We start from the raw sequence: 13399 nt of genomic DNA, 5'->3' as shown, positions 1-13399 counted from the left end.
GGCGATTCGGGTTAGAACCCGAATCGCCACTCACGACCCACCGCGGTCGCTCAGGAAGCCGGTCACAGCGGCCCGGAACTCGTCCGGCGCCTCCAGCCACGGCACGTGCCCCACGCCCTCGAACCGCACCCGCTTCACCGACGGCAGGGCCCGCTCCAACGAGTCGACGGCCCAGCGGGGCCGGTTGTCGGCCATGCCGTCCACGATCAGCGTCGGCACCCGCAGCGACTCGCAGGCCGAGACGAGCTCCGACTCCGGCACGGTCCGCATCTCCTCGCTGAGCACCGTGTTCGCCTCGTAGTTGACCGGGAACCAGGGCGTCGCCATCGCTTCGGCGTGGCGTGCGCCGTCGGTCACGAAATCGGCCGTCCACTGCCATATCGCGCGTTCGCGGCCCTCGCCGCGAGGCTTCTCGCCGACCACCCGCTCGAAGTTCCGCTTGAACTCCGCGTGCCAGTCGTGACCGAGCCCGACACCCGACACGTACACGAGCGCGCTCACCCGTTCCGGTCGCGCGAGCGCGTAGAGGAGCCCGAGATGCGCACCCCACGAATGCCCGAGAACCGATACGCGATCGAGGCCGTGCCACTCGCGGACGGCGTCGACGTCGGCGACCATTCGTTCGAGGGTGTACGGACCGCGCGCTTCCGAACGCCCGGCGCCGCGCTGATCCCACCGGATCAACCGGAACCGCGGACCGAGATCGAGGGTGCCGAACATGTCCCACAGACCGGGACCGCCGTGACAGCACAGGATCGGGTCACCCCGGCCGGTCGCCGTGGTCCACAGCTCGCAGCCGTCGTCGGTGATCATCACGTGATTATCCGATAGGCGGGGCCGTGGTCGTTGGCTATCTTCCGCGACATGACGACGTACCCGCCGCAGCGGAAGGCCACCCTCGCCGACGCGCCCGCCATCGCGGCGCTGATGCGGGCCTCGGTGCTGGAGTTGTTCCCCCGGTTCTACGACGAGCGGCAGACCGCGAGCGCGGCGGACCATATCGCGCGTCTCGACCTGCGGTTGATCGAAGACGGCACGTACTTCGTGCACGAGGCGGACGGCGAGATCGTCGCCTGCGGCGGCTGGAGCAGGCGCAACAAAACCCACGCGGGCGCCGGCGACGCGCCGGACGACGACCGTCCGCTCGATCCGGCCACCGAACCCGCGCGCGTGCGCGCCATGTTCGTCCGCGGCGACTGGACACGACGCGGGCTCGGGCGCGCGATCCTCGAGTCCTGCCGGCTCGCCGCGAAGGCCGAGGGCTTCACGTCGCTGACACTGACCGCGACTCTGCCCGGTGTCCCGCTGTACCGGTCATTCGGCTTCACCGAAGTCGAACGGGTGACCGTCACGACGCCCGACGGCGTCGACGTACCGGGCGCCGTCATGGCCAGGGGCATCGACGAACCGGATAGCATCGGGCGATGATCTCCGGGACCACCGCGCTTTCGTTCGTCTTGATCTGCCTGCTCGGCGCCATGGCGCCAGGTCCGGATTTCCTGGTGGTCACCCGCAGCGCGATCCTCGGCGGCCGCAAGGCCGGGATCGCCGCCGGGCTCGGTATCGCGCTCGGCGTCTTCGTCTGGGTGGTCGCGATCGCGCTCGGGGTAGCGGCGATCCTCACCGCGTCGGCGATCGCCTTCACCGTGGTGAAGCTGATCGGCGCCGCCTATCTGATCTTTCTCGGCGTCAAGGCGTGGCTGGCGGTGCGCCGCGGCGACTACAGCGAACTCAAGGACAGGGTGGCGCCCGTCGTCGCGCCCAAGGAGGCGTTCCGGCAGGGACTGCTCACGAACCTGCTCAACCCGAAGGTCGCGATGTTCTTTCTCGCGCTGATCCCCCAGTTCCTCCCGCATTCGGCCTCGACCGCGCAGACCCTGCAGCTGGCCGTGCTGGCCACCACGGTGGCCGTCGTCTGGACCTTCGTCCTGGCGACGCTCGTCGGTTCCCTGCGGAGGTTCTTCAGCTCCGGCAGGGTGCGCCGCTCGATGGACGCGGTGATGGGCACCTTCCTGGTCGGACTCGGCATCCGGGTCGCGGTGCAGAACTGACCGGAGGCGCCCATCACACGCCGTCAGAGGGCTTCGGCGGCGAGGCGCGTACCTTCGACGCGGGCGGCGATCTTGGCGAACGCGGTGTCCCGCGACGTCGAGGTGTCGTCGGCGAACGGTGAGAAACCGCAGTCGTCACAAGTGCCCAGCCAGTCCGGCGGGATGTACCGAGCCGCCTGGAGAACCCTGTCACGGACCTCTTCGGCGGTTTCGACACGCGGGTCGATCGGGTCGGTCACGCCGACGAAGACCCGCTGCTCCGGGCGAGCGTGCTCGGCGATCACCCGCAGTGCCCGCTCAGGATCCGTCTCGCTGGCCAGCTGGACGTAGACGTTGCCCACGTTCAACCGGAACAACGTCGGCAGCAGCCCGGCGTAGTCGACGTCCAGGCTGTGCACGGAGTCCTGGTCCCCGCCGGGACAGGTGTGCACACCGATCTTCCTCCGCTCCTCTTCGGAGAACCGGTCCAACACGGTGTTGTTCAAGTCCACAAAGGACTTCAGCAATCCGCCGGACGGATCGAGCTTCAGCGACAGCCGGGCTTCGGTGAAGTCGATCTGAACGCTGTTCGCACCCGCGTCGAGACTGCGTCGGATGTCGGCCTCCGCCTCGTTCACCAGGTCGGCGAGGAACTGTTCTTTGTCATATCCGGCCAGTTCTTCACCGGGATAGACGAGACTGATCGCCGAAGCCGCGATCACCGCTTGCTTCACCGGCAGGGTCGCGTACTTCTTGGCTTCACGCAGGTAGGCATCGGCGTAGGTCTGATAGCGGAACGGCCCCGCGGTCAGCCTCGGAAGCTGCCGGGTGTGCCCGTCGGCGAACGGGATGACGACGCCGTCGGGCGCCAGCGAAGTGAGGCCGGCCAAGGGATACGTGGCGAAACTCGGTTTACCCTGCTCGCCGTCGGTGATGACCGGCGAGCCGGTCTCCTCCAGCCGCTTGATGGTCTCTGCAAGAGCCTTTTCCCGCGACTCGCCGAGTCCGTCGGCGTCGAGCCGTCCGGCCGCGTGCTCACCGAGCGCTTCGATGAGATAGCCCGGACGGGGAATACTGCCGATCGGTTCGGTGGGTATGGTCATCGCTCGCGTCCTCCCAGATGGCGCAGCCCGCGGCCGCCGTGGCCACAAGCGTGGAAACTACCGAGCCCTTCCGTCCTTGACGATCTTTCAGCGTGCCGAAACCCCTAATGGCGCAATGACCAGCTCTCCGAAAGATCTTCGCTCCCGTCCCGTATAGGTCGTTATACGACGCTCGGCGAAATTCGATGCTTATCCAGCCCCGCCCCTGGGTATTCCGTGGATGTCGACGGCCGGGGCGCGCCGAAGGAGAAACCGATGCTGAGCCATCATGATCGGCAAGAGCTGGAGAAGATCGAGCGCTGGTTCGAGCTCACCGAGCCGGCTTTGGCCGCCCGGCTCCGGTCCGGCGGGCCTGCCCGGCCCCCGCTACTCCGGCTGGCCCTGCTGCTCAGCCTCGACATCACCGCGGGACTGTTGATGCTGCTGGGCATCATCGTCGACAGTCCGGCGCTGCTGCTGATCGGGATGATCACCGTGACCGCGGCGGTGATCGTGCACCTGTCCCGGTTCGGGCGTCCCTGATCGTCTTCTCCTACGCCGGTAGAGTCCGGGCGGTACGTCCGGTTCACTGGGAGGAAGACGCATGCGGTTCATGATCATCATCAAGGCGGACGAGGATTCCGAAGCCGGGAAGATGCCGCCGATGGAGGCTTTGACCGCCATGGCGAAGTTCAACCAGGAGATGCTCGACGCCGGAGTGCTGGTCGGCGGCGAAGGCCTGCAGGAAAGCTCCAAGGGAGCACGGGTCACGCTGAACGCGGCTGGGGCCACCGTCACCGACGGCCCGTTCACCGAAGCCAAGGAACTCGTCGGCGGCTTCTGGATCGTCGATGTCCCTTCGCGCGCCGAAGCGATCGAGTGGGCGAAGCGCTGCCCCACTCCCCCGACCGGAGACACCGTGCTCGAGGTCCGCAAGATCCTCGAAGCCGGCGACTTCGGCGAGAACTTCACCCCAGAGCTGCGGGAGAACGAGCAGCGGATGCGCGACGAGGTCGCCGAACGGGCTTAAGCTCTGTTTCATGGCCGTCCGGGAGCGGGTGCCCTGGGTACTCCACGTCGACCTCGACCAGTTCATCGCGGCGGTCGAGGTCGCCCGGCGGCCTGAGCTGCGCGGTAAGCCCGTCGTCGTCGGCGGCACGGGAGATCCGGCGGAACGGGCCGTGGTGGCGACGGCGTCGTACGAGGCTCGGGAATTCGGCATCCGGTCCGGGATGCCCCTGCGAACCGCCGCGAAACGCTGCCCTGACGCGATCTTTCTCGCCACGGACGCGCCCGCGTACCAAGAGGTCTCCGATCGGGTGATGGCGACGCTGCGGGAATTCCCCGTGGTCGTCGAAGTGCTCGGCTGGGATGAAGCGTTCCTCGGCGTCACCACCGACGATCCCGAAGCGCTCGCCGCCGACATCCGGCGGGAAGTGACCGAAGAGACCGGGCTTTCCTGCTCCGTCGGCATCGGGGACAACAAACTGCGCGCCAAACTCGCCACCGGATTCGCCAAACCGGCGGGAATCTTCCGGCTCGTCCAGGACAACTGGTGGGACGTCATGGCCGAGCGGCCGACGGACGCGCTTTGGGGCATCGGCACCAAGACCACGAAGAAGCTCGCCGAGGCCGGCTATCACACCGTGCTGGAACTGGCGGGTGCCGACGCGGCGGACCTCGCGGCCCGGTTCGGTCCGAAGCTCGGCCCGTGGTACCGGATCCTCGCCGGCGGAATCGGCGACGCCGAGGTCACCGCGACGCCGTACATCGCGCGATCCCGAAGCCGTGAGACGACCTTTCAGCAGAACCTCACCGATCCCGAGGCCATGGCCACGGAGGTCGCCGCACTGGCGAAACGCGTCTCGCAGGACGTCGCCGACGAAGGCAGGCCCGCCGCGCGGGTCGCGGTCAAGGTCCGCTTCGCCCCGTTCCAGACCCATACGCACAGCGTGACCCTGCCCGCGCGGACCTCGGATCCCGCCGAAATCGAGAAGGCGGCACTGGCCGTACTCGACATGTTCGACCTCGGCAGGCCCGTCCGCCTGCTGGGCGTCCGCGCCGAATTCCTCTCGTCTGCGGAGCGATCAGTGTCGCCTTGACAGCGCTCGCGGCGTTTTGCCATTCTGGTTCCGGGTCGAGAGGCGCTGCGACGGAATTCTTCCGCCACGCTCGGCCCGCTGCGACAGACGTAAGGGCGCCTCCCACTGCGGAGGTGCCTTTGTTGCGTCTGAACCCTTTTCCGGCCTTCGTCGTCGAGGCCGTGCACTGAACCCCCGCACTGACACCGTCCTTTCCGCCACTGGCGTAAAGGACCGCTCCGCCTTGTCTTCCTTCCTGATTGGAGAACCCATGAGCCCGACCCTGTCCAAGGTCAACGGGATCGAATTCGCCGTCGCCGACCTCTCCCTCGCCGAGGCAGGCCGCAAGCAGCTGCGCCTCGCCGAGGTCGAGATGCCCGGCTTGATGGCGCTGCGCCGCGAATACGCCGACTCCCAGCCGCTGAAGGGCGCGCGGGTCGCGGGTTCGCTGCACATGACCGTACAGACCGCCGTGCTGATCGAGACGCTCGTCGCGCTGGGCGCCGAGGTGCGCTGGGTGTCCTGCAACATCTTCTCCACGCAGGACGAGGCGGCCGCGGCCGTCGTCGTCGGCCCGAACGGCACCGTGGAGAAGCCGTCGGGTTCGCCGGTGTTCGCGTGGAAGGGCGAGACGCTCGCCGAGTACTGGTGGTGCACCGACCAGCTCTTCGACTTCGGGGACGGCCGCCTCCCGAACATGATCCTGGACGACGGTGGCGACGCGACCCTGTTGATCCACAAGGGCGTCGAGTTCGAGGCCGCCGGCGCCGTCCCGCAGGCGACCGAGGAGGACCCCGAGGAATACCACCTCGTGCTGGAGACCCTGCGCGAGAGCCTCGGCCGCGACACCAGCCGGTTCACCCGGATCGCCAAGGAGGTCCGCGGGGTCACCGAGGAGACCACCAACGGCGTCAAGCGGCTCTACAAGCTCGCCAAGGAAGGCGAGCTGCTCTTCCCGGCGATGAACGTGAACGACTCGGTCACGAAGTCGAAGTTCGACAACAAGTACGGCATCCGCCACTCGCTCATCGACGGTCTCAACCGCGGCACCGACGTGATGATCGCGGGCAAGGTCGCGGTCGTCTGCGGCTACGGCGACGTCGGCAAGGGCGCCGTGGAATCGCTGCGCGGCCAGGGTGCCCGCGTGGTCGTCACCGAGATCGACCCGATCTGCGCGCTGCAGGCGGCGATGGAGGGCCTCGACGTCGTGGAGCTCGACGACGTCGTCGGGCGCGGCGACATCTTCATCACCACCACCGGCAACTTCGACATCATCATGGCCGACCAGATGGCCAAGATGAAGCACAACGCGATCGTCGCGAACGTCGGGCACTTCGACAACGAGATCGACATGGCAGGCCTGGCGAAGATCCCGGGCATCCAGAAGATCGAGATCAAGCCGCAGGTGCACGAATGGGTCTTCCCCGCGACGGCGGACCGCGAGGCGCACTCGATCATCGTGCTGTCCGAGGGCAGGCTGATGAACCTCGGGAACGCCACCGGCCACCCGAGCTTCGTGATGTCGAACTCCTTCACCAACCAGACGATCGCGCAGATCGAGCTGTTCACGAAGCAGGGCGAGTACACCACCGACGTCCACGTGCTGCCGAAGCACCTCGACGAGAAGGTGGCCCGCCTGCACCTCGACGCGCTGGGCGTCCGGCTGACGAAGCTGACCAAGCGCCAGGCCGAGTACATCGGCGTGGACGTCGAGGGGCCGTACAAGCTGGACCACTACCGGTACTGAGGTCCGGCACCGGCGACACACGTGATTGATCCGGACGACACGCGTGATCCGGTGGACGACACGACCACGGCCGAGGTTCCGCCACGAGTCGTCCGCCCGAACACGCGAGTCGTCCGTCCAATCACGCGTGATCGCCACCCGCGTACCGGCAGAACCCACTCACGGAGCGTAGCGGTCCTACAAGTTAGTGAAGGTCGAGTTTCCTCGGCTCAGTCGAGGGAAGGGGGCCTTCACGGACCGGGGCTTGGATCGGGCGGCCACTAGGCCGAATGCGGGAAAACTTCGGCCGGATGGACCTGTTTCTCGCCGATCGGGACGGGAATCCCTTACGTAGCCACACCCCGGCGGCAAGCCGGCCGGGCGACTACGAAGGAGAAGGTGTTCCCGTGATCATTCTCGGCGTCATCCTGATTGTCGTCGGTGTCATCGCCAGCATCCCCGTCCTGTACTCGATCGGGATCGCGCTGGCGGTCATCGGCATCATCCTGGCCGTTCTCGGGAACACCGGGAAGGCCATCGGCGGTCGCGCCCACTGGTACTGAGCACCGGACCGAACCGGTACCGAGCCCCCAGGTACCGGCGCCTGAACGGCCCTGGCACCCGGCGTTCCCCTCACGCCGGGTGTCAGGGCCGTTTTCGTTCTCCGCCAGCCGGGTACCCACCTCGGACGAGGAGAAGGAGGGAGAGCCGATGGCAGGGACGGACCCTCGCCCGTACTTGACGGAAGCGAAATACCCGTGTGGACGCGACGAACTCCTGCGGGCCGCCGCGGCGGCCGGAGCGGGCGACGACGTCCTTGGCCCTTTGGGCACGCTGCCCGCCCGTGACTACGCGGACGGGGACGGTGTCTGGGAGGCCATCCGCTCCTACCACGGGGCGCCGATCCACGACACCGCGAAGGAAGCACCGTGACATGAAGGGGTCCCCCGGCTCCGAGGGGGAGGGAGAGCCGGAGGACCCCGTCATAGTTAACACATTCCCGGCCGCGATGTACACGAACGCATACACCTTCGAGTGGCAATCGGGCACGATCGCCCGAATCGGGCCGGACTGGTGTACTGGCCGCCGGTCAAGAAGCCTGCAGCAGCAGCTGGGCCGCCATCTCCGCGCACGAGCAGCCTCCGTCGACGTCGAAACAGTCGATCGTCAGCGTGTGCCGGGAGAAGTCGAGGTCGACGCACCCGTCTTCGCTGCATTCGGTGAAACCGCCGTCGACGTGGACCACCAGGGTCCCGTGGCAGTGATCGAGCCCACCGGCGCAGAACGCGCACTCCATGGTCATGCCGCCTCCCGCGATCAGGGTCGAAGATCGCTTCGGAAAAGTTCTCCTCGATTGCCTTACTACCACCGAGGGACGACAAATCCTGGCATACACGCGGCGTGTCGTGGTACCCGGCGGGTGACACCGGGCACAACAGTCCATAAAGGAGGGTCAGGCGCTCTTCGGGGTTCGCTTGCCCGACGCGGGTTTCTTGGCCGCCGTTGCCTTCTTCGCCGCAGTGGGCTTCCGGCTCTTCTTCGCCTCGCTCACGCTGGCCTGCAGGGCCTCCATGAGGTCGACGACGTCGGCCTTCGCGCCGACGACCTTCGGCTTGGTCGTCTGGTTGCCCGCGGCCTTGGCCTCGATCATGGCCTCCAGTGCCTCACGGTAGGAATCGCTGTACTTCTCCTGCTCGAACACCGGCTCCGAGAGCGAGTCGATCAGCGAACCCGCCATCGTCAGCTCCTGCGGCCGCACCTGCGGCGGATCGTCGTGCAGGAACCCGAAATCCGGGACTCGGACCTCGTCGGGCCACAACATCGTCGTCATCGTCAGCACGTCGCTGTGGACCCGCAGGATCGCGAGCGTCTCCCGCTGCCGGATGGCGACCTTCGCGACCGCCACGTGGCTCGCCTTCTGCAGCGCGTCACGCAGGACCACGTACGGTTTGACGGCGTTCTTCTGCGGTTCGAGGTAGTAGGTCTTGTCGAATTGGATCGGGTCGATGGACTCCAGCGGCACGAACTCGAGCACGTCGATCGCCCGCGACGACGCCAGCGGCAGTTCGGACATGTCCTCGTCTGTGAGCACGACCATCTCGCCGTCGGGCAGTTCGTAGCCCTTGGCGATCTCGGCGTAGGGCACTTCCTCGCCGTCGATCGTGCAGAACCGCTTGTACTGGATCCGGCCGCCGTCGGCCTCGTGCACCTGGCGCAGCGAGACGTTCTTGTTCTCGGTGGCCGCGTAGAGCTGGATCGGGATGCTCACCAGCCCGAAGGACACCGAGCCCTTCCACATCGAACGCATCGAGCCGCACCTCCGCTGCCGTCACCGACCGTACTCACACACGGTGACCACGGTAGCCCGAAACGGCGCACCGCGACAGTCCCGCGAACCCGATCGCGGGACCGTCGCGGTCCCGGAATCAGACCTCGGCCAGGTACTTCTCGGCTTTCGCGGGGTCCAGGAACCAGTGCTGGAAGTCGGTCGGATCGGAGAACCCGTTCGCGAACCGCTTCGCCACGGCGGGCTTCTCCCCCGCCGCGCCGATGATCTGGAGCACGTGCGGGGGCGGCGGCTGCAGCATCGCGTTGGTCCAGGTCGTCACGTGCTGGGCGTACTCCCAGTACTTCTCGAACGACGCGGACATCCACTCCTCGTCGAACGGCTTGTCGCCGCGTTCGAGGATCGAGTCCAGATAGGACGCCGCGCAGTGGCTCGCGTTGTTGGAGCCCTGGCCGGTGATCGGGTCGTTGGCCACCACGACGTCGGCCATGCCGAGCACGGCGGTGCCCGACTCCAGTTTGCCGACCGCGTTCCGCACGACGGGCGTGTATCCGCCGGCCAGCGTCGCCTTGTCGTCGGTCAGTACGGCGTTCCGGGACCGCTCGTACTCCCACGGCAGGAACTGCTTCATCAGCGACAGGATCCGGTCGAGATGCTGCTGCGGGGACGGCCGGTCGTCCCAGCAGTCGAGCGGGCCGCCGGGGATCCCCTCGAAGAACAGGATGTCGCAGTTCCCGCTCAGCGTGTACGCGGGGATCATGAACAGTTCACCCACACCGGGGATGATGTTGAACCGCACCGCCGCCTTGTCCGGATGCTCGGGCCGGCGCTCCAGTCCGTGCACATAAGCCAGCGAAAGGGCGCGCTGGGGTTCGGTGTAGGGCGAACGCTCCGGCATCCGGTCGAACAGCTGGACCAGCTCACCCTTGCCCGCCGCGATGACGACCAGGTCGTACAGCTTCGCCAGCGGCGCGAGATCCGAAGTGGTGACGCCGTGGATGACGACCTTGCCGCCGCGGTCCTCCACCAGTTCGAGCCAGGCGGCCATCTTCACCCGCTGGTCCACCGACTGCGCGTAGTGCTCCAGCGGCCCGAACCAGTCCAGCACGCGGCTGGAGTCCGGTCCCGCGATGGAAACGCCGAGCCCCTCGACCTTGACGGTCTCTTCCTCCCACAGGTTCAGCTTGTGGTCCCGCTCGTGCTGCAGAGCGGAGTGGAACATGCACTGGGTCGACATCACCTTGCCGGACCGGATCTCGTCCGGCGTCCGCGCCGACATCACCGTGACGTCGTAGTCGTGGGCGAGCAGGCTCAAGGCGAGCTGCAACCCCGACTGTCCGGCACCGACGATCAGAACCTTGCGCATCCTCTGTGTTCCTCCCAGAACCCGTTCAGCTGAGTGAAGCGAACTCGCGGCCAGGCCCCGAGACGACCGCGAGGGACAGCGTGTGCGACACCAGTTCCTGCAGCGTCGCGACCGCCGACTTCGGATCGCGTGCGTCGCAGGTGACCAGCGGGATGTCCGGGGACAGCGCCAGCGCGTCGCGCACCTCTTCGAGGTCGTGCACCGGCATGCCCTCGAACTGGTTGACCGCGACGATGAACGGCAGCTCGGAGTCGTTCTCGAAGTAGTTGATCGCGGCGAACGACTGGTCGATCCGGCTGGTGTCGACCAGCACGACGGCGCCGAGCGCGCCGCGCGAGAGGTCGTCCCAGAGGAACCAGAACCGGGCCTGTCCGGGGGTGCCGAACAGGTACAGGAGCAGGTCTTCACGCAGGGTGATCCGGCCGAAGTCCATCGCGACCGTGGTGGTGGATTTGGTTCCGGGCGGCACGAGTTCGTCGACGCCTGCCCCAGCCTCGGTCATCCAGGCCTCGTTGCTCAGTGGCGGGACCTCGGAGACGGAGCCGACGAAGGTCGTCTTGCCAACGCCGAATCCACCGGCGACCACGATCTTGGCGGAAATCGCCAGCAGACTGGGGTCAGACCGGGAGGCGCTTGAGTCCATCGAGGATCCTCTCGAGCACGTTCGTATCGTGGTTGTAGGCGTGGGCCGTCGGGTGCACGAAAACGGCGCCCTGGGTGGCGAGGTCGCCGATGAGCACCCGGACCACGCCCAGTGGCAGATCCAGTCCCACCGAAAGCTCGGCGATCGACGAGCGATCCCGGGCGCGCTCGTACAGCGAGCGCGATTCGGGCATCAGCGCCTCGGCCAGTGACGGGTCGTAACGCGGGACCGAGATCAGGGTCTCCACCAGCAGCAGCTGGCTGCTCTTGGTCCGGCCGCCGGTCAGCGCGTACGGCCGGATTCTGCGGCTGCGCATCTTGACGGGCCGGTCCGGAGATTGGTCGCTGGACACGGTCATCCCTTCCTTCTCCGGATTCTCAGGCCTGCGGCCGTCGGGCGGTCAGGACCTGCCGGAGTCCCGCTCGCACCTCGGGGGTGAGCGCGTGACCGGCGTTGGTGATGAACTGGGTCATCTCGTAGGCGACGACCTTCATGTCGCAGTCCGGTTCGGTGAGCACCGCGAGCCCCGCCTCGGCACCGATCCCCATGAACAGGAAGTACCCGCGGGTGAGCCGGATGATGATCTGCTCGCAGTTGCCCTTGCCGAACAGCGCGGCGCTGTTGCCCGCGAGGCTGAGCAGGCCGCTCGCGATGGCCGCGAGCTGCTCGGCGTCGTCGCTGGACACCGATTCCGACGCGGTCAAAGGGAAACCGTCGACGGACATGATCAGCGCGTGGCTGGCACCGTGCACCTTGCGCACGAAGTCGTCGAGCAACCACGTGAAATCCGTGGTCGCGTCCTGGGCGGTCACTGGGTGTTTCCTCCGGTCTCACGCTCGTGCCGGTCGTCGAGGGCGGCACGCTCGCCGTCGGTGAAGGCATCGAGGTCGGCCAGCAGCGCCTCGTGCCCGTCCGCCGCGTCGGCGGGCGGGGTGGTCGGCGGGGCCGGTTCGTCGGGCAAAGTCCTGATACTGCGGGAAACCCGGCGCGGAAGACCGCTGGCCGTGGTGCCGCCGTCGGCGGGCGGCTGGAAGGCCGTGCGCGGACGCGGGCTGGGCTTCCGTTCCGGTTCGGGTTCCGGTGCCGCCGAAGGGGCCGGGCGGCGCCGCGGCAGCCCGGACGGTGTCGCGACCGGGGTTCCCACGGGCGCTCCGTTGATCCTGGCCTGTGGCAGTACGACGGTCTGCGAACCGGACCACTGCTTCTCGGCCAGCTCCGACACCACCGGCACCGGCAGCAGCACGGTCGCGACCGTGCCGTGCGGGGTCCTCCGGTCGAGTTTGACGGTGATCTCGTGCCGGTCGGCGAGCCTGCCGACGACCGCGAGTCCCATGTGCCGCACGGAATCGTCGTCGAGCACCGGGCCGGCCGCCAGCCGCTCGTTCAGCGCCGCGAGGCGTTCGGGCGGCATGCCGATGCCCTCGTCCTCGATGCGGATCAGCACGCTGCCCTGTTCGGTGAGGTGCGCGCTGACGCTGACCGGCGAACTCGGCGAGGACTGGTTCGCCGCGTTGTCGAACAGTTCCGCGAGGATCCGGCTGACGTCTTCGGCGGCGAAGCCGACGACGCCGAGCGAGACGACGCGGCCGATCGTGATCCGCGAGTAGTGGTCGATCGACGACATCGCGGCCCGCATCACGTCGAGCACGGACGAGATTCCGGCGGTCGTGTCGTCGGCGTCCCGGCCTGCGAGGACACGCAGGTTCTCGGCGTTGCGCCGCAACCGGGTCGCCAGGTGGTCGAGGCGGTAGAGCTCGGCGAGACGGTCGGAGTTCTCCTCTCCCGCCTCCATCGTCTCCAGCTGCGCGAGCAACTGGTCGAGCAGATTGAGGTCGCGCAACGCGACATTGGAGCAGACCCCGGCGAGCGCGCCGGCGTCCGGCGCCTCCACCGCCGGGCGCTGTTCCACCGGTTGTTCGACCGGCGGAACCGATGGAGCGTGCCGGGGCGGTGCGGCGAGGAACTGCGCCGCGGCGACCCTGGAACGGTCCAGAAGAACCCGTGAGCGGTCAAGCAAGCCTCGAGCCCGCGTCACCATGTGCTTCCACTTCTTTCTCTTCGCATACCCGGACCCGTGTCGCACTCCCCAGCACAACGACGGCCATGCAAGCAGAAGTCACTATCCGTGTCCACACTCGGTTTCCGTTCAACCGCTGGCAGTGACGTGGTCACGAACGCGTTACG

The 13399-nt window shown here is 67.5% G+C and carries 17 protein-coding genes; 8 read left to right on the top strand and 9 right to left on the bottom strand.

Annotation, left to right across the window (positions count from 1 at the left end; all coding sequences use genetic code 11):
* Positions 1–30: 30 nt before the first annotated feature.
* A complete protein-coding gene (locus ACFVM3_RS19455; protein WP_378440399.1) occupies positions 31–813 on the bottom strand; it encodes an alpha/beta fold hydrolase in 783 nt (260 codons plus the stop codon).
* Between the two features lie 51 nt (positions 814–864).
* Here ACFVM3_RS19455 and ACFVM3_RS19450 point away from each other — a divergent pair, with 51 nt between their 5' ends.
* Together ACFVM3_RS19450 and ACFVM3_RS19445 are read left to right on the top strand one after the other, a co-directional pair.
* Positions 865–1428 (top strand): GNAT family N-acetyltransferase, encoded by a 564-nt coding sequence (locus ACFVM3_RS19450; RefSeq protein ID WP_378440397.1) that lies wholly within the window; start codon positions 865–867, stop codon positions 1426–1428.
* Positions 1425–2051, top strand: coding sequence for a LysE family translocator (locus ACFVM3_RS19445; protein WP_378440395.1), 627 nt, complete (start codon positions 1425–1427; stop codon positions 2049–2051). The genes ACFVM3_RS19450 and ACFVM3_RS19445 overlap by 4 nt, the downstream gene beginning before the upstream one ends.
* Positions 2052–2074: 23 nt before the next feature.
* On the opposite strand, the gene ACFVM3_RS19440 is transcribed toward ACFVM3_RS19445, so the two are convergent.
* Positions 2075–3133 carry a cobalamin-independent methionine synthase II family protein gene (locus tag ACFVM3_RS19440; protein WP_378440393.1) on the bottom strand — a complete coding sequence of 353 codons (1059 nt, stop codon included), beginning with the start codon at positions 3131–3133 and terminating at the stop codon, positions 2075–2077.
* Between the two features lie 255 nt (positions 3134–3388).
* Between ACFVM3_RS19440 and ACFVM3_RS19435 the strand changes: the two genes are divergently transcribed.
* The 6 genes from ACFVM3_RS19435 (at position 3389) to ACFVM3_RS19410 (ending at position 7852) form a co-directional block, all read left to right on the top strand.
* Positions 3389–3655: a DUF3040 domain-containing protein gene (locus ACFVM3_RS19435; RefSeq protein WP_378440391.1), complete on the top strand. Its 267-nt coding sequence runs from the start codon at positions 3389–3391 to the stop codon at positions 3653–3655.
* A gap of 61 nt (positions 3656–3716) precedes the next feature.
* Positions 3717–4142: a YciI family protein gene (locus ACFVM3_RS19430; protein ID WP_378440389.1), complete on the top strand. Its 426-nt coding sequence runs from the start codon at positions 3717–3719 to the stop codon at positions 4140–4142.
* A gap of 10 nt (positions 4143–4152) precedes the next feature.
* On the top strand, positions 4153–5214 hold the full coding sequence (locus ACFVM3_RS19425; protein ID WP_378440387.1) for a DNA polymerase IV: 1062 nt from the start codon (positions 4153–4155) through the stop codon (positions 5212–5214).
* A 250-nt stretch (positions 5215–5464) separates the two neighbouring features.
* Positions 5465–6940 carry an adenosylhomocysteinase gene (gene ahcY, locus ACFVM3_RS19420; protein WP_378440385.1) on the top strand — a complete coding sequence of 492 codons (1476 nt, stop codon included), beginning with the start codon at positions 5465–5467 and terminating at the stop codon, positions 6938–6940.
* A gap of 386 nt (positions 6941–7326) precedes the next feature.
* On the top strand, positions 7327–7482 hold the full coding sequence (locus ACFVM3_RS19415) for a DUF6131 family protein (RefSeq protein ID WP_007034891.1): 156 nt from the start codon (positions 7327–7329) through the stop codon (positions 7480–7482).
* A 148-nt stretch (positions 7483–7630) separates the two neighbouring features.
* Positions 7631–7852, top strand: coding sequence for a DUF2795 domain-containing protein (locus ACFVM3_RS19410; RefSeq protein ID WP_378440383.1), 222 nt, complete (start codon positions 7631–7633; stop codon positions 7850–7852).
* Between the two features lie 157 nt (positions 7853–8009).
* On the opposite strand, the gene ACFVM3_RS19405 is transcribed toward ACFVM3_RS19410, so the two are convergent.
* The 7 genes from ACFVM3_RS19405 to ACFVM3_RS19375 all read right to left on the bottom strand — a co-directional run bounded on the left by ACFVM3_RS19405 (position 8010) and on the right by ACFVM3_RS19375 (position 13253).
* Positions 8010–8222 carry a hypothetical protein gene (locus tag ACFVM3_RS19405; protein WP_378440381.1) on the bottom strand — a complete coding sequence of 71 codons (213 nt, stop codon included), beginning with the start codon at positions 8220–8222 and terminating at the stop codon, positions 8010–8012.
* 150 nt (positions 8223–8372) lie between these two features.
* Positions 8373–9227 carry a Ku protein gene (locus ACFVM3_RS19400; RefSeq protein ID WP_378440379.1) on the bottom strand — a complete coding sequence of 285 codons (855 nt, stop codon included), beginning with the start codon at positions 9225–9227 and terminating at the stop codon, positions 8373–8375.
* A gap of 118 nt (positions 9228–9345) precedes the next feature.
* Complete coding sequence (locus tag ACFVM3_RS19395) at positions 9346–10572, bottom strand: styrene monooxygenase/indole monooxygenase family protein (protein WP_378440377.1); 1227 nt, start codon at positions 10570–10572, stop codon at positions 9346–9348.
* Between the two features lie 25 nt (positions 10573–10597).
* Positions 10598–11215, bottom strand: coding sequence for an ATP/GTP-binding protein (locus tag ACFVM3_RS19390; RefSeq protein ID WP_125683190.1), 618 nt, complete (start codon positions 11213–11215; stop codon positions 10598–10600).
* On the bottom strand, positions 11190–11573 hold the full coding sequence (locus ACFVM3_RS19385) for a DUF742 domain-containing protein (protein ID WP_034307728.1): 384 nt from the start codon (positions 11571–11573) through the stop codon (positions 11190–11192). Before ACFVM3_RS19385 ends, ACFVM3_RS19390 begins: the two co-directional genes overlap by 26 nt.
* Before the next feature lie 19 nt (positions 11574–11592).
* Complete coding sequence (locus ACFVM3_RS19380; protein WP_005159022.1) at positions 11593–12027, bottom strand: roadblock/LC7 domain-containing protein; 435 nt, start codon at positions 12025–12027, stop codon at positions 11593–11595.
* Positions 12024–13253 carry a sensor histidine kinase gene (locus tag ACFVM3_RS19375; RefSeq protein WP_378440374.1) on the bottom strand — a complete coding sequence of 410 codons (1230 nt, stop codon included), beginning with the start codon at positions 13251–13253 and terminating at the stop codon, positions 12024–12026. The genes ACFVM3_RS19380 and ACFVM3_RS19375 overlap by 4 nt, the downstream gene beginning before the upstream one ends.
* Positions 13254–13399 lie beyond the last annotated feature (146 nt).

The sequence above is a fragment of the Amycolatopsis sp. NPDC057786 genome, assembly GCF_042797905.1.
Classification (GTDB): domain Bacteria; phylum Actinomycetota; class Actinomycetes; order Mycobacteriales; family Pseudonocardiaceae; genus Amycolatopsis.
The sequence above is the reverse complement of the archived record's forward strand: the minus strand, read 5'-3'. Positions and strand labels throughout refer to the sequence as shown.

Coding starts and splice junctions, on each gene's coding strand:
- ACFVM3_RS19395 (WP_378440377.1), bottom strand. CDS start 10,572: ATGCGCAAGGTTCTGATCGTCGGTGCCGGACAGTCGGGGTTGCAGCTC.
- ACFVM3_RS19385 (WP_034307728.1), bottom strand. CDS start 11,573: ATGACCGTGTCCAGCGACCAATCTCCGGACCGGCCCGTCAAGATGCGC.
- ACFVM3_RS19450 (WP_378440397.1), top strand. CDS start 865: ATGACGACGTACCCGCCGCAGCGGAAGGCCACCCTCGCCGACGCGCCC.
- ACFVM3_RS19435 (WP_378440391.1), top strand. CDS start 3,389: ATGCTGAGCCATCATGATCGGCAAGAGCTGGAGAAGATCGAGCGCTGG.
- ACFVM3_RS19390 (WP_125683190.1), bottom strand. CDS start 11,215: ATGGACTCAAGCGCCTCCCGGTCTGACCCCAGTCTGCTGGCGATTTCC.
- ACFVM3_RS19430 (WP_378440389.1), top strand. CDS start 3,717: ATGCGGTTCATGATCATCATCAAGGCGGACGAGGATTCCGAAGCCGGG.
- ACFVM3_RS19400 (WP_378440379.1), bottom strand. CDS start 9,227: ATGCGTTCGATGTGGAAGGGCTCGGTGTCCTTCGGGCTGGTGAGCATC.
- ACFVM3_RS19455 (WP_378440399.1), bottom strand. CDS start 813: ATGATCACCGACGACGGCTGCGAGCTGTGGACCACGGCGACCGGCCGG.
- ACFVM3_RS19440 (WP_378440393.1), bottom strand. CDS start 3,133: ATGACCATACCCACCGAACCGATCGGCAGTATTCCCCGTCCGGGCTAT.
- ACFVM3_RS19410 (WP_378440383.1), top strand. CDS start 7,631: ATGGCAGGGACGGACCCTCGCCCGTACTTGACGGAAGCGAAATACCCG.
- ahcY (WP_378440385.1), top strand. CDS start 5,465: ATGAGCCCGACCCTGTCCAAGGTCAACGGGATCGAATTCGCCGTCGCC.
- ACFVM3_RS19405 (WP_378440381.1), bottom strand. CDS start 8,222: ATGACCATGGAGTGCGCGTTCTGCGCCGGTGGGCTCGATCACTGCCAC.
- ACFVM3_RS19445 (WP_378440395.1), top strand. CDS start 1,425: ATGATCTCCGGGACCACCGCGCTTTCGTTCGTCTTGATCTGCCTGCTC.
- ACFVM3_RS19425 (WP_378440387.1), top strand. CDS start 4,153: ATGGCCGTCCGGGAGCGGGTGCCCTGGGTACTCCACGTCGACCTCGAC.
- ACFVM3_RS19375 (WP_378440374.1), bottom strand. CDS start 13,253: ATGGTGACGCGGGCTCGAGGCTTGCTTGACCGCTCACGGGTTCTTCTG.